The 19,448-nt window shown below is 64.4% G+C and carries 19 protein-coding genes; 8 read left to right on the top strand and 11 right to left on the bottom strand.

Annotated features, from left to right (window positions below):
• Positions 1 to 109: 109 nt before the first annotated feature.
• The gene (locus WN72_RS19890) at positions 110 to 940 is read right to left on the bottom strand and encodes an OmpA/MotB family protein (protein WP_027557274.1); all 831 of its coding nucleotides are present in this window, start codon (positions 938 to 940) and stop codon (positions 110 to 112) included.
• A 21-nt stretch (positions 941 to 961) separates the two neighbouring features.
• Positions 962 to 1,735 (bottom strand): motility protein A, encoded by a 774-nt coding sequence (locus WN72_RS19885; RefSeq protein WP_018645542.1) that lies wholly within the window; start codon positions 1,733 to 1,735, stop codon positions 962 to 964.
• A 300-nt stretch (positions 1,736 to 2,035) separates the two neighbouring features.
• On the opposite strand from WN72_RS19885, the gene plsY reads away from it, so the two are divergent.
• Positions 2,036 to 2,713, top strand: coding sequence for a glycerol-3-phosphate 1-O-acyltransferase PlsY (gene plsY, locus WN72_RS19880; protein ID WP_092216439.1), 678 nt, complete (start codon positions 2,036 to 2,038; stop codon positions 2,711 to 2,713).
• A gap of 117 nt (positions 2,714 to 2,830) precedes the next feature.
• The gene (locus tag WN72_RS19875; protein WP_027557273.1) at positions 2,831 to 3,124 is read left to right on the top strand and encodes a hypothetical protein; all 294 of its coding nucleotides are present in this window, start codon (positions 2,831 to 2,833) and stop codon (positions 3,122 to 3,124) included.
• 17 nt (positions 3,125 to 3,141) lie between these two features.
• Here the strand turns inward: WN72_RS19875 and WN72_RS19870 are convergent, their stop codons facing one another.
• The 4 genes from WN72_RS19870 to WN72_RS19855 all read right to left on the bottom strand — a co-directional run bounded on the left by WN72_RS19870 (position 3,142) and on the right by WN72_RS19855 (position 7,683).
• On the bottom strand, positions 3,142 to 3,861 hold the full coding sequence (locus WN72_RS19870) for an RraA family protein (protein WP_027557272.1): 720 nt from the start codon (positions 3,859 to 3,861) through the stop codon (positions 3,142 to 3,144).
• Positions 3,862 to 3,983: 122 nt separating this feature from the next.
• Entirely contained in the window at positions 3,984 to 4,865 is an 882-nt protein-coding gene (locus WN72_RS19865; RefSeq protein ID WP_092216438.1) for a CDP-alcohol phosphatidyltransferase family protein, read from the bottom strand.
• An 85-nt stretch (positions 4,866 to 4,950) separates the two neighbouring features.
• A complete protein-coding gene (locus WN72_RS19860; RefSeq protein WP_092216437.1) occupies positions 4,951 to 5,649 on the bottom strand; it encodes a phosphatidylserine decarboxylase in 699 nt (232 codons plus the stop codon).
• Positions 5,650 to 5,727: 78 nt separating this feature from the next.
• On the bottom strand, positions 5,728 to 7,683 hold the full coding sequence (locus WN72_RS19855) for an ABCB family ABC transporter ATP-binding protein/permease (protein ID WP_092216436.1): 1,956 nt from the start codon (positions 7,681 to 7,683) through the stop codon (positions 5,728 to 5,730).
• A gap of 201 nt (positions 7,684 to 7,884) precedes the next feature.
• Here WN72_RS19855 and WN72_RS19850 point away from each other — a divergent pair, with 201 nt between their 5' ends.
• Positions 7,885 to 8,490 (top strand): LOG family protein, encoded by a 606-nt coding sequence (locus WN72_RS19850; protein ID WP_027557268.1) that lies wholly within the window; start codon positions 7,885 to 7,887, stop codon positions 8,488 to 8,490.
• Positions 8,491 to 8,550: 60 nt separating this feature from the next.
• Here WN72_RS19850 and WN72_RS19845 read toward each other — a convergent pair whose 3' ends face one another.
• The 4 genes from WN72_RS19845 to cysS all read right to left on the bottom strand — a co-directional run bounded on the left by WN72_RS19845 (position 8,551) and on the right by cysS (position 12,626).
• Positions 8,551 to 8,928 (bottom strand): VOC family protein, encoded by a 378-nt coding sequence (locus tag WN72_RS19845; protein WP_092216434.1) that lies wholly within the window; start codon positions 8,926 to 8,928, stop codon positions 8,551 to 8,553.
• Between the two features lie 116 nt (positions 8,929 to 9,044).
• Positions 9,045 to 10,643 carry a citramalate synthase gene (cimA, locus tag WN72_RS19840; protein ID WP_092216433.1) on the bottom strand — a complete coding sequence of 533 codons (1,599 nt, stop codon included), beginning with the start codon at positions 10,641 to 10,643 and terminating at the stop codon, positions 9,045 to 9,047.
• Positions 10,640 to 11,131 carry a GNAT family N-acetyltransferase gene (locus tag WN72_RS19835; protein WP_027557265.1) on the bottom strand — a complete coding sequence of 164 codons (492 nt, stop codon included), beginning with the start codon at positions 11,129 to 11,131 and terminating at the stop codon, positions 10,640 to 10,642. The genes cimA and WN72_RS19835 overlap by 4 nt, the downstream gene beginning before the upstream one ends.
• A gap of 115 nt (positions 11,132 to 11,246) precedes the next feature.
• Entirely contained in the window at positions 11,247 to 12,626 is a 1,380-nt protein-coding gene (gene cysS / locus WN72_RS19830) for a cysteine--tRNA ligase (RefSeq protein ID WP_027557264.1), read from the bottom strand.
• A gap of 286 nt (positions 12,627 to 12,912) precedes the next feature.
• On the opposite strand from cysS, the gene WN72_RS19825 reads away from it, so the two are divergent.
• Positions 12,913 to 13,218: a hypothetical protein gene (locus tag WN72_RS19825; protein WP_027557263.1), complete on the top strand. Its 306-nt coding sequence runs from the start codon at positions 12,913 to 12,915 to the stop codon at positions 13,216 to 13,218.
• A gap of 143 nt (positions 13,219 to 13,361) precedes the next feature.
• Positions 13,362 to 14,567: a DUF2865 domain-containing protein gene (locus tag WN72_RS19820; protein ID WP_092216431.1), complete on the top strand. Its 1,206-nt coding sequence runs from the start codon at positions 13,362 to 13,364 to the stop codon at positions 14,565 to 14,567.
• 54 nt (positions 14,568 to 14,621) lie between these two features.
• On the opposite strand, the gene WN72_RS19815 is transcribed toward WN72_RS19820, so the two are convergent.
• Entirely contained in the window at positions 14,622 to 15,530 is a 909-nt protein-coding gene (locus WN72_RS19815) for a DUF2189 domain-containing protein (protein ID WP_092216430.1), read from the bottom strand.
• Between the two features lie 530 nt (positions 15,531 to 16,060).
• Here WN72_RS19815 and WN72_RS19810 point away from each other — a divergent pair.
• The 3 genes from WN72_RS19810 to WN72_RS19800 all read left to right on the top strand — a co-directional run bounded on the left by WN72_RS19810 (position 16,061) and on the right by WN72_RS19800 (position 19,447).
• Positions 16,061 to 16,894, top strand: a complete 834-nt coding sequence (locus WN72_RS19810; RefSeq protein WP_027557260.1) for a cytochrome c oxidase subunit II — start codon at positions 16,061 to 16,063, stop codon at positions 16,892 to 16,894.
• 79 nt (positions 16,895 to 16,973) lie between these two features.
• The gene (locus tag WN72_RS19805; protein ID WP_027557259.1) at positions 16,974 to 18,752 is read left to right on the top strand and encodes a cbb3-type cytochrome c oxidase subunit I; all 1,779 of its coding nucleotides are present in this window, start codon (positions 16,974 to 16,976) and stop codon (positions 18,750 to 18,752) included.
• Positions 18,749 to 19,447 carry a cytochrome c oxidase subunit 3 gene (locus tag WN72_RS19800; RefSeq protein WP_092216429.1) on the top strand — a complete coding sequence of 233 codons (699 nt, stop codon included), beginning with the start codon at positions 18,749 to 18,751 and terminating at the stop codon, positions 19,445 to 19,447. Before WN72_RS19805 ends, WN72_RS19800 begins: the two co-directional genes overlap by 4 nt.
• Position 19,448 lies beyond the last annotated feature (1 nt).

Genomic DNA, 19,448 nt, shown 5'->3' with positions numbered 1-19,448 from the left:
GCGTGTCAATTGGCACAACATAGCAGGCGCAGCGGCAGATGCTGTGACGGCGCAGCCACGCCGTCGCCTGCGCGACGAGATGCCTCAGGTAGAATGGTAGCGCAAGGGGTTACGGCTTCAGATTCGGCGGCAGCGGCGGATCTTCGCGCATCAGGGTGATGGTTACCCGCCGGTTGGCCGCGAGCGAGGGATCGTCCGGAAACAGCGGCTGGGTGTCCGCCTTGCCGGAGACGGCGAAGATGTGGGACGGCGGCAGGCCCTCGCGTTCGAGTATCTGGCGCACGGCGTTGGCGCGGTCGGCCGAGAGGTCGAAGGCGCCGTAGTCGCTGCGAGTCGGCACGAATCCGGCCGCAGTGTGGCCGGCGATGGAGACGCGCAGCGGCGTCGCCTTGAGCGGGATAGCGAGCTTCTCGATCAGACGGCGGGTGCGGTCGTACGGCACCTTGGAGCCGTCGGCGAACATCGAGCGGCCATCCTGGTCGACGATCTCGAGGTTAAGACCCTGCTTGGTCTCCTCAAACATGATGTGCTTGGACATCTCGGTTAGTTCCGGCATGTCCTGCAAGGCCTGGCGCAGCGAGGCCGCGGCGAGCGCGAAATTGCGATCGACCTTGATCTTCGCGCCGGAGGTCTTGTCGCGATCCTCCTGGTCCGGGGTCGGCGTGTTGGAGGCATCCTCGGGCTGGATGTGGTCGACGTTCTTCAGCCGCGGGCGCGTCGGCAGGCCGTCGGATTCGACGATGCCCGCATAGCGCGCTTCGCTCTGCACGCCGAAGGCGTCGCGCATCGAGCCGGCGACGATCTTCAGCTTGTTGGCGTCCTGCGTCGAGAACGCGACGAGCATCACGAAGAAGCTCATCATCAGGCCCATCAGGTCGGCGAAGGTCACGAACCAGCCGTGACCACCGCCGTGAGCATCGCCGCGCTTCTTCTTGGCCATCTCGCAAGATCCCGGCGGGCGTTACGCCGGCACCGGCTCGCCCTCGGCGTGACGATGCTTCTCCGGCAGATAGGCCAGCAGCATTTCGCGCACGAGCGTCGGGCTCTTGGAGTCGCGGATCATCAGGATGCCGTCGATGATCAGGGTGCGGTTGGTCTCTTCGTCCAGCAGCTTGCCGTGCAGCTTGTCGGCGATCGGCAGACAGAACAGGTTGGCGACCAGCGCGCCGTAGAGCGTCGCGAGCAGCGCGGTCGCCATGAACGGGCCGAGCTTGGAGGGGTCGGTCATGTTGGCGAACATCTGCACCATGCCGATCAGGGTGCCGATCATGCCGAAGGCCGGGGCGCAGTCGCCGATGGCGCGGTAGATCTTGCTGCCCTCGTCGAGGTGCATCAGGAAGTTGTCGCGGTCGCGCTCGAGATTGTCGCGGATGAAGTCGAGGTCGTAGCCGTCGGCGACGTAGCGGATGCCCTTGGCCAGGAACGGCTCGTCGGTCTCGACCTTTTCGAGGCCGACCGGGCCCTGCTTGCGGGCGATCTCGGCGATACGAGCGAGCTCGTCGACGAGGTCGTGCGCCGACAGCCGGCTCATGGTGAAGGCGAACTTGGCGCCGAGCGGAAGGCCGTGCAGGAGCGCCGAGAGCGGAAAGCGGATCATGGTGGCGGAGATCGAGCCGCCGAAGATGATGATCATCGCATGTTCGGAGATGAACATGTGGAGGTCGCCGCCCATGAAAATCATCGCCGTGATGACGATGATGCCGGCCGTGAGCCCAACGCCCGTCATGATATCCATGGGAGACTCCAACGCGTCCGCAACAACGGCCGTCCTGGCCGATGGCGCGGCCCAACCCCGAACCGCATCGGAAACCCTAGAGCGCCGCCCTTAAAGCCGCGTAAAGGTTAAGTTGAACGGGACCGCCGGACCGGCGCAGCACGCTGAGGGACGCCGGCTTTGCCGGCTGCCGACAGGAATCTCAACGTTTCACTAACCATGATTGCGGCAGCAGGCGATAATGTCTCCGGCGTCGAGGCATGGGCTCGATAGCGCGCAGCCGTGACCGATTGCCTTATACAAAGCGTCGAGGTGAATCTGATGGGTTTCTGGATAGCGGGTGCGATTGGGTCGGCGATCGCTTACCTCTTCGGTTCTCTGCCTACGGGCTACCTGGCGGGGAAGCTGCTTCGAGGCATAGACATCCGTGAGCACGGCTCCAGATCCACCGGCGCGACAAACGTGTTGCGCACTCTCGGGAAATGGCCCGCGCTGGTCGTGCTTTTGGTCGATGTGCTGAAGGGCGCCGCGGCGATCGTCTTCGCCCGCTGGTTCTATCGTTGGCTCTCGACATCGCCAACTGTCACGCCGACCGCGCTCGATCTGGAAACCTGGATCGCCTGGGCCGTGTGCCTTGCTGGACTTGCCGCGCTGTTGGGGCACAGCCTTTCGATCTGGCTCAACTTCACAGGCGGCAAATCCGCTGCGACTGGGCTCGGCGTCCTGCTGGCAATGTCCTGGCCAGTCGGTTTGGGGGCTGCAATCGCCTTTGGCGTTGTGTTGGCTGCTTCTCGCATTGTGTCACTGAGCTCGATCATGGCCGCGCTGACTGCGATCGCCCTCGTTTGCGGCCTGGAGCAACCGCTACCCTATCGGTTACTCGTGATTGCAGGCGGCATCTACGTGATCGTCCGCCACCGCGCCAACATTCAACGGCTGCTCGCAGGGACAGAGCCGCGGTTCGGACAATTCAGTCCAGAACCCGGGCCGGGATCGTAAGGAACTGCCGAGACGTCAGCTGCTTCCAGGCGACTGCGGCCCTGCGCCACATCCGCCGCGAGAGACAATGAAGTATCCTATGGCCCTGCGGCCTGCTCCATCGCGGGAGCCATCGCAATGCTGACGCTGTTCAGTCTTCTCACCGCGCTCCCCGCGGTGCTGGCGTTTCATCTGCTCGCGCCGGAGCTCGTACTTCCGGCCTTCAGCGCGCTGCTCTTCGTCGAGGCCGCCTTCGCCGTGGTTGCGGCGCGCTTGCTTCACAGTTCCGACAGCACGGATGAGATCACGCTGTGGGATCTCGCGGGCGGCTTCACCCTGATCGGATGCGCCGCCGCGGTGTTCGGCGAGCCGGATCAGGCCGCCCTGTTTCTGACAGAGCAGCAGGGCCTACGGCCGGCGTCGCAGCCGTAGGCCGTTTCATCGCCCGCTCAGTGAATCTCCGCCGAGCGCTTCAGCGCGGCCTTGAGCTTCTCCAGCGAGAAGTCGGGGCTGCGCGCGATCTCCAGGATCGGCGTCTCGCGGCGACCGCAAAGCTCGGCGGCCTCCGGCAGCTTTGCGGCGACATCGAGCGGGATCACGATGGCGCCGTGCTGGTCGGCGTGGATGAGGTCGTCGGACTTCACCGTCATGCCGGCGACGCGCACTTCGCCACCAAAGCTCTCCGCATGCACCCATGCATGCGACGGGCCGATCGAGCCGGCCAATGCCTGGAAGCCAGGGGCCCATTGCGGAATGTCGCGGATCGAGCCGTCGGTGATGACGCCGAGGCAACCGAGCGCCTTGTGCACATTGCTCTGCACCTCGCCCCAGAACGCGCCGTAGCCGACATCGGGACCGTCGATGTCCTGGATCACCGAGATGCGCGGGCCAAAGCCGGTGCCGACATATTCGTAATATTCGATGCGGCGCTTCGACTGCTCTTCAGGAGGCAACGACGATTTCAGCACCGAGCGGATCGCGACCGTGCGGGCGTAGCCGACGATCGGCGGCAGGTCGGGGAACGGGCAGACCAGTTGCTTGGTGGTGTAGCCGATCAGGCGGCGTTCGGGCGCCACGATCTCCATGGCATTGCAGATCGTCGGCGTGTCATAGCGGCCCAGCGCTTCGAGGACGGAAGCGGGCAGCGGCCCGGTCGCGGTATCAGTCACGGCGTTCTCTCCCAGATTGGCGGCCGCTGTTGGCGCGGTGCCGCCGGCACAGGGCGATATAGCCGAGATCGGGTCTCAACCCAATCGGGACGTCCTCATGGCAGATATCCGCGTGGGTCCGCTCAGTGCAGCCGGCCGGGACGATCGTCGTCGTGCGGCGGGTCGGACAGATTTGCCAGCGTCGGCGCCGACGGCGGCGACGGCACCTCGCCGCCCGCGGGCGCAGCGGCTTCGGTTGCCCGCGCCTGGTCGCGATAGGATTTGTAGCCGAGCGGCAGGCAGAGCAGATACAGCACCGTCCCGATCGAGAGCACGTGCCAGGGATAGGCGATCAGGATCGCGATGAAGACGATCACCGCGACGAAGGCCGGCAGCACCAGCTCGGGCGGCACGCGCATCCGCTTGGTCTTGCCGGAGAACACCGGCAGGCGCGACACCATCAGGAAGGCGATCAGGAGCGTGTAGGCCGCCGTCACCGCCGCGGGCCAGCGGCCAAGATCGAGGAACGCGACATAGATCGGCAGCAGCACCGTGATGGCGCCGGCCGGCGCCGGCACGCCGGTGAAGAAATTGGCAGCAAACGCCGGCTTGTTCGGATCGTCCATGGTGGCGTTGAAGCGCGCAAGCCGCAGGCCGCCGGAGATCGCGAACACCATCGCGGCGATCCAGCCGGCATTGCCGAGCTCGTGCAGCTGCCAGAAATACAGCATCAGGCCGGGCGCGACGCCGAAATTGACGAAGTCGGCGAGGCTGTCGAGCTCGGCGCCGAATTTCGACTGGCCCTTGATCAGGCGCGCAACGCGGCCGTCGATGCCGTCGAGCGCGGCCGCGAACACGATGGCGTAGACCGCGAGCGACATCCGCCCTTCGATCGACAGGCGGATCGCAGTGAGACCGGCGCAGATCGCCAGCAGCGTGATGACGTTGGGCACCAGCATCCGCACCGGGATCGGGCGGAACCGCCGGCGGCGTACATCGGGATCTCTCAAATCATAGGGCGTCATGGCTGTCCTCACCTCAAGGCGAGATATAGCAAGCCGCGTCCCCCTCCGCCATTGCGGCCGAAGGCCCCCAGGGACAGGCTTTTGGTTAATTGGCGCGGAAAGCGCGGCTCGGGTCGTCGCCGGCAAGGTCGGCCAGGATGGTCTCGCCGGCGATCGCGGTCTGGCCTTCCGAAACCAGCGCCTTGGTGCCAACAGGCAGATAGACGTCGAGCCGCGAGCCGAAGCGGATCAGGCCAAAACGCTCGCCGGCGCCGATCGCCTGCCCCTCCTTGACGAAGCAGACGATGCGCTTGGCGACCAGCCCTGCGATCTGGACCACGCCGATCCGCGCCGTCGGTGTCGAGATCACCAGCGAGTTGCGCTCATTGTCCTCGCTCGCCTTGTCGAGCTCGGCATTGATGAACAGGCCCGGCCGATAGGCAATGCGGTCCACCCTGCCCGCGATCGGGCTGCGGTTCACGTGGCAGTTGAACACACTCATGAACACCGAGATGCGCGGCAGCGGCCGGTCGCCGAGCCCGAGCTCGGCCGGCGGCAGCGCCATGGTGATCATCGAGACGCGGCCGTCGGCCGGCGACACCACGAGCCCCTCGCGCACCGGCGTCACACGGACGGGATCGCGGAAGAACAGCGCACACCACACGGTCAGGATCGTGCCGATCCAGCCCAGCGGCGACCACAGCCAAAACAGGATCAGGCTTGCCAGCGCAAAGCCGCCGATGAAGGGATAGCCCTCCTTGTGGATCGGCGGGATCTGACGCTGGATCGAATCGAGAATGGACATCGGTATCTGCCGCTCGAGGTTAATGGCACGGGTCGTTGCGCGGGCTTGTTTAGGCCAGAGTTGGGACCGGAGACAAGGTCACTCCGCGGCCGCCGGCGCCGCGAGGGCGTCCTCGACCGGCGGCGGCTCCCGGTTGGGCGCCTCGCTGTTGTCGGCCATCTGGGCCAGTTTCTCGCGCGCCGCCTCGGCCTCGCGCTGCCTGTTCCACATGCTGGCATAGAGGCCGCCGTGCGCCAGCAGTTTGGCGTGGGTGCCGCGCTCGGCGATGCGGCCCTGGTCCAGCACGATGATCTCGTCGGCCCCGACGATGGTCGAGAGCCGGTGTGCGATCACCAGCGAGGTGCGGTTCCTGGCGACGCGGTCGAGCGCACCCTGGATCTCGTGCTCGGTATGGGTGTCGAGCGCCGAGGTCGCCTCGTCCAGCACCAGGATCGGCGGCGCCTTCAAGACGGTGCGCGCGATCGCGACGCGCTGCTTCTCGCCGCCGGACAGTTTCAGGCCGCGCTCGCCGACCTGCGTCTCGTAGCCCATCGGTGCCATGCGGATGAAATGGTCGATCTGCGCGAGGCGCGCCGCCTCCTCGACGTCGGCATCGCTGGCGCCCCAGCGGCCGTAGCGGATGTTGTAGCGGATGGTGTCGTTGAACAGCACGGTGTCCTGCGGCACCATGCCGATCGAGGCACGCAGGCTCGCCTGCGTGACCTCGCGGATGTCCTGGCCGTCGATCAGGATCTTGCCGCCGGAGACGTCGTAGAGGCGGAACAAGAGGCGCGAGATCGTCGACTTGCCCGCACCGGACGGACCGACGATCGCAACCGTCTTGCCGGCCGGCACCTCGAAGCTGATGCCTTTCAGGATCGGCCGCGTCGGCTCGTAGGCGAAGCGCACGTCCTCGAAGCGGACCGTGCCGGCGGACACGTTCAGCGGCTGCGCGCCCGGCACGTCCTTGATCTCGGCCTCGCGGCCGAGCACGCCGAACATCTTCTCGATGTCGATGATCGCCTGCTTGATCTCGCGATAGACCATGCCCATGAAATTCAGGGGCTGGTAGAGCTGGATCATCATGGCGTTGACCAGCACGAAATCGCCGACCGTGTTGGTGCCGTTGCGCACGCCGATCGCGCACATCAGCATGGTCGCGGTTAGCCCGAGCGTGAAGATCACGGCCTGGCCGGTGTTGAGCACGGCCAGCGAAGTGTAAGTGTGGACGCTCGCCTCCTCGTAGCGCGCGACCGACTTGTCGTAGCGCTGCGCCTCGCGGGTCTCGGCGCTGAAATACTTCACGGTCTCGTAGTTGAGCAGCGAGTCGATCGCCTTGGTGTTCGCCTCGGTGTCGGAATCGTTCATCTTGCGGCGGATGCCGATCCGCCACTCGGTCGCGATGTAGGTGTAGTACATATAGACCGTGACCGTGATCAGGGTTGCGACCACGTAGCGCCAGTCGAACTGCCAGAGCAGCACCGCCATCAGCAGCGAGACCTCGACGATGGTCGGGATCAGCTGCAGGATCACCATGCGCACGATGACCTCGATGCCCTCGCGGCCGCGCTCGAGCACGCGCGTCAGGCCGCCGGTCTTGCGCTCGAGGTGAAAGCGCAGCGACAGCTCGTGCATGTGGACGAAGGTGATGGTGGCGAGCTTGCGCACCGCATGCATGGCGACGCGGGCGAAGATGCCGTCGCGCCATTGCGTCAGCACCGCCATCAGGATGCGCATCGCGCCATAGCTCGCGGTGAGCAGCAGCGGCGAGGCGATCACCCAGAGGTGCCAATTGTCGGCCGCCACCGGCGCGGTGTTGGCGCTGGTCAGCGCGTCGGTCGCCCATTTGAAGCTGAACGGGACCGCCAGCGTGATCAGCTTGGCCACGAGCAGCAGCACCATCGACCAGACCACGCGCATCTTCAGGTCGAAGCGGTCGCCCGGCCAGATATAGGGCCACAGATGCGCCAGCGTGCCCATCAAGGTGGCCCCGGCCGGCGCTCCGCCGGCAGGTTCAGGAACGTCGGCGCCGTCGAACGATTGAGGTTGGTCCATCAAGAAGCCTGAAAGCCCGCCGGATGCGGACGTCGCTGCGATTAACGGTTTTCGCCCGTCATATAGAGCCTTCCCGATGCCAGCGCACCCCGCCAGATGGCGAATCTTCGATTGTTTGTCGCCATTTACCGGTAGATTCCCGGTCAGGTCGAATCACCGATTGGGCTTGACGCCCCTTCGCTGCAATGCATCATGACACCAATGAGCACCATTAAAACCGTCTGTGTCTATTGTGGCTCCGGCCCCGGAACCAATCCCCGCTTCACCGAAGGCGCCAAGGCGTTCGGCAAGGCCCTCGCCGAGAACAACATCCGCCTCGTCTATGGCGGCGGCTCGCTCGGCCTGATGGGCTCGGTCGCGACCTCCGTGCTCGATCACGGCGGCACGGTCACCGGCATCATCCCCGAATTCCTCCGCAAGCGCGAGAACGCGCTGACGCGCGTGCAGGAGATGATCGTCACCCCCGACATGCACGAGCGCAAGCGGCTGATGTTCGAGCGTTCGGACGCTTTCGTGGCGCTGCCGGGTGGCGTCGGCACGCTGGAAGAGCTGGTCGAGCAGCTGACCTGGAAGCAGCTCGGCCGTCACGCCAAGCCGGTGTTGCTCGCCAATATCGACAATTTCTGGGAGCCGCTGTTCTCGCTGCTGTCGCATATGCGCCAGACCGAGTTCATCCGCGCCGGGCTTTCGGTCGACATCCTCAAGGCCGATCGCGTCGAGGAGATCTTGCCGAAGCTGAAGGCGGCAGCAGCCCAGATCGCCGAGGCGGAAAAGCAGCTCGCCCCGGAAGTCGCGCGCAGGCTGTAGCAGCTCCTGGTTTGAGCATGATCGTCCGGAAAACCGCTACACGCTTTTCCGGATCATGCTCTACTCGCCCGGAAACGTCACCGCCTCGATCCGGTTACCATCGGGATCGAGGACGAAGGCTGCGTAATAGCGCACACGGTCGTGTGGCCGCAGGCCCGGCGCGCCGTCGGAGACACCACCGGCGAACACCGCGGCGGCATGAAACGCATCGATCTCGGCCGTGGTCTTTGCCCGCAGGCAGATGTGCACCCCGCTCTCCGGCCCAACGCGCTGCATACCCTCGCGAAGATTGATCCAGAACTCCGGATAGGCCTTGCCGAAGCCGACCGTCCGCGGCCGCGTGACGAGACGCGTGAGGCCGAGCGTTGCGAGTGTGGCCTCGTAGAACTTTGCGGAGCGATCGAGATCGCTGACGCCGACGGAGATGTGGTCGATCATGTGACGCGCTCCCCTGCCTCCCCCTGTCATTCCGGGGCGATGCAAAGCATCGAACCCGGAATCTCGAGATTCCGGGTTCGCCTCTTCGAGGCGCCCCGGAATGACGGCACACAGTCTTACGTCGGCGCGCCCGATTTCACGAGCTTGTAGATCACCGAATCCATCAGCGCCTGGAACGAGGCGTCGATGATGTTCGGGGACACCCCGACCGTGGTCCAGCGGTCCCCGTTCTCGTCCTCGCTCTCGATCAGCACGCGCGTGACCGCCTCGGAGCCGCCGTTGAGGATACGCACGCGGTAGTCGATCAGCTTCAGGCCGTCGATGTATTTCTGGTACTTGCCAAGATCCTTGCGCAGCGCGACGTCGAGCGCGTTGACGGGACCGTTGCCTTCGGCCGCCGAGATCAGGCGCTCGCCGGCGACGTCGACCTTGACCACCGCCAAAGCGACGGTGACGCGCTCGCCGTGCGAATTGTAGCGCTGCTCGACATTGACGTCGAACTGCTCGACCTCGAAATAATGCGGCACCTTGCCGAGCGTGCGGCGCGCCAGGAGCTCGAACGAGGCATTGGCGGATTCATAGGCGTAGCCCTGTGCCTCGCGCTCCTTCAATTCCTCGACGAGCCGCGTCAGCTTCGGATCGCTCTTCTCATAGGGAATGCCGGCACGATCGAGCTCGGCGATGACGTTGGAGCGGCCGGCCTGGTCCGACACCAGCACCTTGCGGTGGTTGCCGACCGTCTCGGGCAGGACGTGCTCGTAGGTCTGCGGATCCTTCAGCACGGCGGAAGCATGGATGCCGGTCTTGGTGACGAAGGCGCTCTCGCCGACGTAAGGAGCATGCCGGTTCGGCACGCGATTGAGCATGTCGTCGAGCGTGCGCGAGACTTTGACGAGCGTCGTCAGCTTCTCAGCGGTGACGCCGACCTCGAAGACGTCGGCAAACTCCTTCTTCAGTTTCAGCGTCGGGATCAGCGAGCAGAGATTGGCGTTGCCGCAGCGCTCGCCGAGGCCGTTGAGCGTGCCCTGGATCTGCCGCGCGCCGGCGCGCACCGCGGCGAGCGAATTCGCCACCGCCTGCTCGGTGTCGTTATGGGCGTGGATGCCGACATGGTCGCCGGGGATGTGTTTTGTCACCTCGGTGACGATGGCCTCGACCTCGTTCGGCATGGTGCCGCCATTGGTGTCGCACAGCACCACCCAGCGCGCGCCGGCCTCATAAGCGGCCTTGGCGCAGGCAAGCGCGAAGCTGGAATCCTCCTTGTAGCCGTCGAAGAAATGCTCGCAGTCGAGCATGACTTCGCGGCCCGCGGCCTTCGCCACCGCGACGCTGTCGCGGATCGAGGCGAGATTCTCCTCTTTCGTCGTCTCCAGCGCGACGCGCACCTGGTAGGCCGACGACTTTGCCACGAAGCAGATCGCGTCGGCCTTGGCTTCGAGCAGCCCGGCGACGCCGGGATCGTTGGAGACCGAGCGCCCTGCCCGCCGCGTCATGCCGAAGGCGGTGAAGCGCGCATGATTGAGCTTTGGCCTCGCCGCAAAGAATTCGCTATCGAGCGGATTGGCGCCGGGATAGCCGCCCTCGACATAGTCGATGCCGAGATCATCCAGCATCGCCGCGATGATCTGCTTGTCGGTCAGCGTGAAATCGACGCCGTTGGTCTGCGCGCCGTCGCGCAGCGTGGTGTCGAACAGATAGAGGCGCTCTTTGCTCATTGCGGCGCTCCGAGCGTCTTCTTCATGGTGGTGTTGGCGAGCCACTCGTCATTGATGGTGACGCTGTTGCGCCGCTGGGCGGTGTAGCCGCGCTTGGCGAAGAAGTTTTGGGCGGTGTCGCTGGCATCGACGGTCAGAGCCGTTGCGCCGCGGCTGCCGGCGAGCTTCTCCAGCGCGTCGACCAGCATGGTCGCGATGCCCTGCCCGGCGACGGCCGGATGCACATAGAGCATGCGGATATGATCGGTGCCGCGCAGCGAGACGAAGCCGACGGGCGAGCCTTCCAGTGTCGCGATCAGGGTCAGGTCGGAGGCGAGGTGCTTGCCGAACTCCTCGTCCTCCGCGGCCTCCATCCAGGCCTGCTGCTGCGCCTCGCTGTAGTCGTCGCCGGTCAGCTCCTCGATGCTGGCGGTGAAGATCGCGGCGAGCACCGGCACGTCATCCGGCAGGAACGGCCGCAGGCCGGGCTTTGGCAAACTCTGTCCCATCGTCCTCACCACATCCCATAGAGTTTCAGCGCGATCGCCACGGCGGCGCCGAGCAGCAGGATCTTCAGCGCGATGTAATACAGCCAGTGCCGCGGGAACGGCGTGTCGGGCCGTTTCATCGCGCGATCTCCCAGGTCGTTCCGTCCTTGGAGTCCTTGATCGCAACGCCCATCGCCGCCAGCAGATCGCGGATGCGGTCGGACTCCTTGAAGTCCTTCCGACCACGCGCCGCCGTCCGCTCCGCGATCAGGCGCTCGACCTCCGCGGCATCGACGCCGCTTGCCTGCTGCTTGCGCCCTTCCCATTGCGCAGCGCTCTCGGAAAGGAACCCAAGCAGGCGCAACGAACCCGACAATGCATCGGCATCGCCACGCAAGCCGTGCAGCGCTGCAATCGCGAGCGGCGTGTTGAGATCGTCAAGCAGCGGCTCGACCACGGATGCCGCGGGCTTACCGGGTGCAACGTCGGCCGCGACGCGATACCAGTCATCGAGCGTCCTGGCGCTCTCTTCCAGCGACTTCATGGTCCAGTCGATCGGCGAGCGGTAATGCGTCTTCAGCATGTTCAGGCGCAGCACCTCGCCCGGCCAGTCCTGGAGCAGCTCGTGAATGGTGATGAAGTTGCCGAGGCTTTTCGACATCTTCTCGCTCTCAACCTGCAGGAAGCCGTTGTGCATCCAGTAGTTCGCCATGCGCTCCTGGTGGAAGGCGCAGCAGGTCTGCGCGACCTCGTTCTCGTGATGCGGAAACACGAGATCGATGCCGCCGCCATGGATGTCGAAATGCTCGCCGAGATGCTTCCACGCCATCGCGGAGCACTCGATGTGCCAGCCGGGACGACCCTCGGCCTTGATGCCGGCCGGCGACGGCCATGACGGCTCGCCCGGCTTGGACGGCTTCCACAGCACGAAGTCGGTATTGCCCTTCTTGTAGGGCGCGACGTCGACACGGGCGCCGGCGACCATCTCGTCCAGCGAGCGGTTGGACAACGCGCCGTAGCGCGGCAGGCCGGAATTGGCCGCGTTCATCGCCTGCGGCGAGAACAGCACATGGTCCTCGGCGGCATAGGCGAAGCCGCCCTTGATCAGCCGTTCGATGATCTCGCGCATCTCGACGATGTGCTCGGTTGCGCGCGGCTCGACGCTCGGCCTGAGCGCACCGAGCGCATCGACGTCGGCGTGAAACTGCTTGCCGGTCTGCTCGGTGACCTTGCGGATCGCCTCGTTCAGCGGCAGGCCGGGAAAATCGCGCGCGGCGCGGTCGTTGATCTTGTCGTCGACGTCGGTGATGTTGCGGACATATTTGACGTGCGCCTCGCCATAGAGATGGCGCAGCAGCCGAAACAGCACGTCGAACACGATCACCGGCCGCGCATTGCCGATATGGGCGAAGTCGTAGACGGTCGGTCCGCACACATACATGCGGACGTCCTTCGCATCGAGCGGCACGAAGGTGCGCTTTTCCCGGCTCAGCGTATCGTAGAGGCGTAATTCCATATGGATACCCGTCGGCTGTTGGCCGGGCGTCCAGTGCTCTCAATGTGTTTGAGAAAAGACGGCTCCAGCCAGCGAATCGCTAGCTCGTAATCTCGCAAATGATGCAAATGGCGAGGAGACCGTTCATGCCGGAACATATGGGCCATGAGGCGGCCCTGCGTCAAGGGAGCCGCGAAAATGCCGCTTTATTTCCGCAAAGCGCGGCCTCGCCGCCTTCATGGTTCGTCATCCTTAACCTTTTGAGACTATTCAGAAGCTGGCGGTTCCCCAAAGCCCCGGTATTTCCATGCGATCGATATTTGCGCTCATTTCCTGTGCCTCCATCCTTGCGGCATCCGGCGCTTTGGCCGAGACCCGTGTCTTCATCATCGCCAACCAGGCGGACGGCTATGGCATCGACCAGTGCCTGGCCAAGGGCGACAAATGCGGCGCACAGGTCGCGCGGACCTATTGCCAGTCACGGGATTTTGCCCAGGCATCAAGCTATCGCCGGGTCGATCCTGACGAAATTACCGGGTCTGTCCCCAAAACCGGCGCAAACTGCTCCCATGGCCATTGCGACGAATATGTCGCAATCACCTGCCAGCGCTGAATTCGCTCGGAGCTGGCGTACCTTAGGCCCGATCTTTGGCCCCTGAAACGACGTGACGATGCCGCAGGAAGCGGCTATGGGAGGGCGCGCTTCGGCCCTCCAAACTCACTTGGAATGTCACATTGGGCCGTGACCTCGCTAGAATGGCGGATATGCCTGAATTTTTCTCTCTCTCCCGTGCCCGCTCCCTCCTTGCCTGCACCGTGCTCCTCGGCACCGTCATGCTCGCCAACGGCGCTTTCGCGCAGGCCGGCCCGCCCCCAGGGCCGCCGCCGCAGCCGGGCCAGAACGGGCTCGGGCCGAACCCGATGTGCTCACGGCTGGAAGGCCAGCTCGCCGCGCTCGATCGCGGCGGCGGCGGTGGCGACCCCGCGCGCGAAGACCAGATCCGCCGTTACCAGGAATCCCAGAGCCGCCAGCAGGCCGAGCTCGACCGCGTCACCATGCAGGCCAAGCGCATGGGCTGCGATTCCTCCGGCTTCTTCTCGCTGTTCAACGGCCAGTCGGCGCAATGCGGCCCGGTCAACACCCAGATCCAGCAAATGCGCGCCAATCTGGACCAGATCACCGGCAATCTCGAGCGCCTGCGCGGCGGCGGCCCCGGCGGCTTCAGCCCGGAGCGCGACAATCAGCGCCGCTCGGTGCTGGCGGCGCTCGCACAGAACAATTGCGGCCCGCAATATGCCAACGCCGCGCAATCGCAAGGCGGCGGCAACTTCCTGAGCAATCTGTTCGGCGGCAACAACAACCCCAACAATCCGCAAGGCGTGCCGCCGGCCGATCTCGGCCCGCAGTCGGGCACCTATCGCACCGTGTGCGTGCGCACCTGCGACGGCGCCTATTTCCCGATCTCGTTCGCGACCGTACCGGCGCGCTTCGCCGACGACGAGAAGACCTGCAAGGCGCTGTGCCCGGCCGCGGAAGCCGTGCTCTACACCCATCGCAATCCCGGCGAGGACATGAACTCGGCGGTCTCCACCGCCGGCCAGCCCTACACGGCGCTGCCGACCGCGTTCAAATTCCGCAGCGAGTTCAACCCGTCCTGCTCCTGCAAGGCCGCCGGCCAGACCTGGGCCGACGCGCTGAAATCGGCCGACGACAAGGCCGCCGCCGAGCAGCAGGGTGACATCATCGTCACCGAGGAGAGCGCCAAGAAGATGCAGCAGCAGCGGCTCAGCAAGGGCACGCCGCAGCCTGCCAATGGCAAGAAGGGCGCGGCGCCCGCGCCGACGACGGCCACCGCACCTGCGGCAACGCCGCCGGCGGACAGCGGCGCGGCGACGACGTCCTCAGAGAACAAGCCGATCCGCTCGGTCGGGCCGACCTTCCTGCCGCAACAGCAGAAGTAAGCCCTAATCCGTCATGTCCTGTGAAGGCGGTCGCCAGGCGCGGCCGCTTCGCGGTTACTGTTCACCCTCGCGGCTCCACGGGAAGAGATTGGCCGGAAAATCCGCTGCGTAGCGCTTTCCCTTCGGGGGCGGCGGCAGCTCGTCCGGTGGATTTGGATTCGGCTCGACCACCCGCCGATAGAGATGCCAGGTGGCGTGACCGAGCACCGGCAGGACGACAGCGAGACCGACGAAGAACGGCAGCGAGCCGATCACGAGCAGTGCCGCGACGATGAGGCCCCATCCGGCCATCGCAACCGGATTCTCCGCCACCGCTCGGAGCGACGTGCGGATCGCGTCGATCGCAGTCGCATGCCGGTCGAGCATCAACGGAAACGACACGACGCTGACGCACAAGGCCACAACCGCAAACAGGAAGCCGACACCGCAACCGACGACGATGAGCGACCAGCCTTCCGGCGTCGTCAGCACGCGCGTTGCGAAGTCGGGAATGCTTGCGGCCGCCGCGTGACCGAAGATCGTGACATAGATTGCGTTCGCGACACCGATCCAGGCCCCGAACAGGACCAGCAGGAGCACGCCGAGTTCGACCATTGCGCCGAACGACGGTGCGCGCAGCACCTTGATCGCATCCCATGCATCGACCTGCTCGCCGCGCTCGCGACGCCGGCTGAGTTCGTAGAGACCGATCGCGGCAAAAGGGCCGATCAAGGCAAAGCCGGCAGCCAGCGGAAACAGGAGCGGCAGCACCGAATAGCCGAGAACCATCCTGAACAGGACGAGGCCGAGAACGGGATAAATCACGCACACGACGATCGCGTGGCTCGGCATCGCCTGGAAATCCTCCCAACCCAGGCGCAGCGCCTCGGTCAGGTCGGACAAGCTGATCTTGCGAATGGGATAGGAGGCCGCTTCGCCGAAGACGTGCCGCCTGATGACGTCGTGGGAGTACAGAGTGGCCATGAACGGACCCTCCCGTGCTGAAAATCGCGGTTTTCGATCACGCGCGCTTTCCAGCCACGCGCATCCGCCTGTCGAGCAGGAAACGCGGTGGGCCGAGTACGACAAGTCAGGTTCAGCGAAAAGAGCCTGGCCGGACGGAACCCGTCGCGACCTGCCCCGCAAGCTTAGCGCGCGCGGGGCACGGCTGCGCTCACGGTTAGGTGAATATGCACCTGATTTGTGCGTTGCATCGCCCGGAACGCCGCCACCCAACATGCACCTGATGCTTTGTCGACTGCCCGGGTGATGGCAACCACGCCATGTCGGAGCACCCGCATTGCTCTATTGACGCCGGATTGGGCTGGTATCATTTTAGACGCAGACGCCCTTAGAGTTTGGTCGCGAGCGTTCTGTTGATTTCGCGACCGGTAGAAGGGGCGAGGCAAGAGGCCGGCGATGGCATAGATGCCAGCCAAGAAAGGCCAGCCATCGCGACATGAGCTCCGCCCTGGATTCGTATCCGTAGCCTTCGATGGCAAGGATGGATCAGGATGGCTGTCGCACTGATACTGCTTCTGGTCGCGATCGGCTCGGTGCTGTTTCACCTCTACAGCCCGTGGTGGTGGACGCCGATCGCCACGAACTGGGCCTATATCGACCACACCATCAACATCACGTTCTGGATCACCGGCTTCGTTTTCGTCGCGGTCATCGCCTTCATGGCCTATTGCATCTTTCGCTTTCACCACAAAGACGGAAGACGGGCTGACTACAATCCGGAAAACAAAAGGCTCGAATGGTGGCTGAGCGTCGGGACCGGCGTCGGAGTCGCGGCCATGCTGGCGCCTGGCCTCGTGGTCTGGCACCAGTTCGTGACGGTGCCTGCGGATGCCACCGAGGTCGAGGTCATGGGCCAGCAATGGCAATGGAGCTTCCGCCTTCCGGGCAAGGATGGGCGGTTGGGCACATCCGATGTCCGCAACATCGCGTCCGACAATCCGATGGGACTCAATCGTGACGACCCCCACGCGCAGGACGACGTCGTGATCGAGAACGGCGACCTGCACCTTCAAATGGGAAAGCCGGTCAAGGTCCTCCTCCGCTCGGTTGATGTCCTGCACGATTTCTACGTGCCCGAATTCCGCGCCAAGATGGACATGGTTCCTGGCATGGTGACCTTTTTCTGGATAACGCCGATCCGAACCGGAACGTTCGACGTTCTGTGTGCGGAGCTTTGTGGCGCGGCTCATTATCAGATGCGGGCCAAGGTCATCGTCGACGAAGAGCGCGAATATCACGCTTGGCTGGAGCAACAAAAGACGTTTGCCGAATTGTCGCCGGCAAAAGCTGTGGTGAAGGCGACATACCAATCCGGTGGCAAGTAGCAAGCTGCCGCTGCGAAGACGGATCGGGTGCACGAGGCCAACGCCTCACCCCCGATGGAAACGACCGAGGAGGTTTCTAATGGTCGATATTCCATATGAAGGGATCGCAGGCATCCCGCCTGCCGAAGTACCTGATGTCGAGCTCTATCATCCAAGGAGCTGGTGGACACGGTATGTCTTCTCGCAGGACGCCAAGGTGATCGCCATTCAGTATTCGCTGACGGCCACGGCCATCGGGCTGGTGGCCCTGGTGCTGTCGTGGCTGATGCGACTGCAACTGGGATTCCCCGGCACCTTCTCTTTCATCGATGCCAACCAGTACCTCCAGTTCATCACCATGCACGGCATGATCATGGTGATCTATCTGCTCACCGCATTGTTCCTGGGCGGCTTCGGCAACTACCTGATCCCGCTGATGGTCGGCGCCCGGGACATGGTCTTCCCTTATGTGAACATGCTGAGCTACTGGGTCTACCTGCTCGCAGTCCTGGTGCTGGCCTCGACATTCTTCGTGCCCGGTGGCCCCACCGGCGCCGGCTGGACGCTATACCCGCCGCAAGCAATCCTCTCCGGAACGCCCGGGCAGGATTGGGGCATCATTCTCATGATGTCGTCCCTGATCCTGTTCATCATCGGCTTCACCATGGGCGGGCTGAATTACGTGGTCACGGTGCTCCAGGCGCGCACCCGCGGCATGACGTTGATGCGCCTGCCGCTGACGGTGTGGGGCATTTTCACGGCGACCGTCATGGCGCTCTTGGCATTCCCTGCCCTCTTCGTTGCCTCGGTCATGCTGCTGCTCGACCGTCTCCTGGGAACCAGCTTCTTCATGCCCTCCCTCGTCGAGATGGGACAGCTTTCGAAATATGGCGGCGGCAGCCCGCTACTCTTCCAGCACCTGTTCTGGTTCTTCGGCCACCCCGAGGTCTACATCGTCGCCCTGCCCGCCTTCGGCATCGTCTCCGATCTGATCAGCACGCATGCCCGCAAGAACATCTTTGGTTACCGCATGATGGTCTGGGCGATCGTGGCCATCGGCGCGCTCAGCTTCATCGTATGGGCGCACCACATGTATGTGAGCGGCATGTTCCCGCAATTCGGGTACTTCTTCGCCACCACGACGCTCATCATCGCCATCCCCACCGCGATCAAGGTCTACAACTGGGTGCTGACCTTGTGGCGCGGCGACATTCATCTCAGGGTGCCGATGCTGTTCGCACTCGGCTTCATCATCACCTTCGTGAATGGCGGCCTCACCGGCCTCTTCCTCGGCAACGTCGTCGTCGACGTGCCCCTCTCGGATACCATGTTCGTGGTCGCGCATTTCCACATGGTGATGGGCGTGGCGCCAATCATGGTCGTGCTCGGCGCGATCTATCATTGGTACCCCAAGGTCACGGGGCGGATGCTGAACGACGTCCTGGGCAAGTTTCACTTCTGGGTCACCTTCCTCGGCGCCTACCTGATCTTCTTCCCCATGCACTATCTTGGACTGCTCGGGGTTCCGCGCCGGTATTTCGAACTCGGGGACACGGCGTTCATCCCGTCCTCGGCCCATTCACTGAATGCCTTCATCTCCGTGGTGGCCTTGACCGTCGGCTTCAGCCAGATGGTGTTCCTGTTCAATCTTGCCTGGAGCCTGTTCAAAGGTGAGGCCTCAGGCGGCAATCCGTGGCGGGCGACGACGCTGGAGTGGCAGACGCCGGAGACGCCCCCTGGACACGGCAACTGGGGCAAGGAGCTCCCGGTCGTGTACCGCTGGGCCTATGACTACAGTGTGCCCGGCGCCGCGGAGGACTTCATTCCGCAGAACCAGCCGCCACGCGCGACGCAGCTCGTTCAGGGAGCTGCTTCGTGAGCGCCATCATCCTGTTCCTGACTGTGCTTGCGGTGATCGCCGGATGGTGGCTGTCGCAGCAGCGGCTGACGGCCAAGCCCTGGCTGGAGGAAGGCTCGGTCGGTGACTTCCCTGGCGGCGATAGCATGTCCTGGCCGGCAGCAAAGGTCGGACTTGGCGTGTTTCTCGCCGTCGCGAGCGCATTATTCGTCCTCTTCATCAGCGCCTACTCGATGCGCATGAGTGTGGTGGACTGGCGGCCGCTGCCGGTCCCGCGGCTGCTGTGGGTCAACACCGGCGTCCTGGTCCTGAGCAGTGCCGCGCTGCAATGGTCGTACGTGGCTGCCGGGCGACACGATACCGAGAACGTCAAGATCGGTCTGCTCGCTGGCGGAGCATCTGCCGTGATCTTCCTCGCCGGACAGCTCCTGGCCTGGCAACGGCTCGGGGCAGCCGGATATTTCGTGGCGTCCAATCCGGCGAATTCCTTCTTCTACCTGTTGACCGCGGTGCATGGGTTGCATCTGACGGGTGGCCTGGTCGCCCTCGGGCGAACGTCGGCCAAGGTGTGGCGTGGCGCCCCCGACACGCGCTTGAGCGTGGAACTGTGCGCCATCTACTGGCATTTCCTGCTGCTGGTCTGGCTTGTCCTGCTCGGTCTCCTCACGGGGTGGACCGACGATTTCGTCAACATCTGTCGCCAATTGCTGAGCTAGG

It is taken from the genome of Bradyrhizobium arachidis (assembly GCF_015291705.1).
GTDB classification, from domain to species: domain Bacteria; phylum Pseudomonadota; class Alphaproteobacteria; order Rhizobiales; family Xanthobacteraceae; genus Bradyrhizobium; species Bradyrhizobium arachidis.
This window is presented reverse-complemented; position numbering and strand designations above follow the sequence as displayed.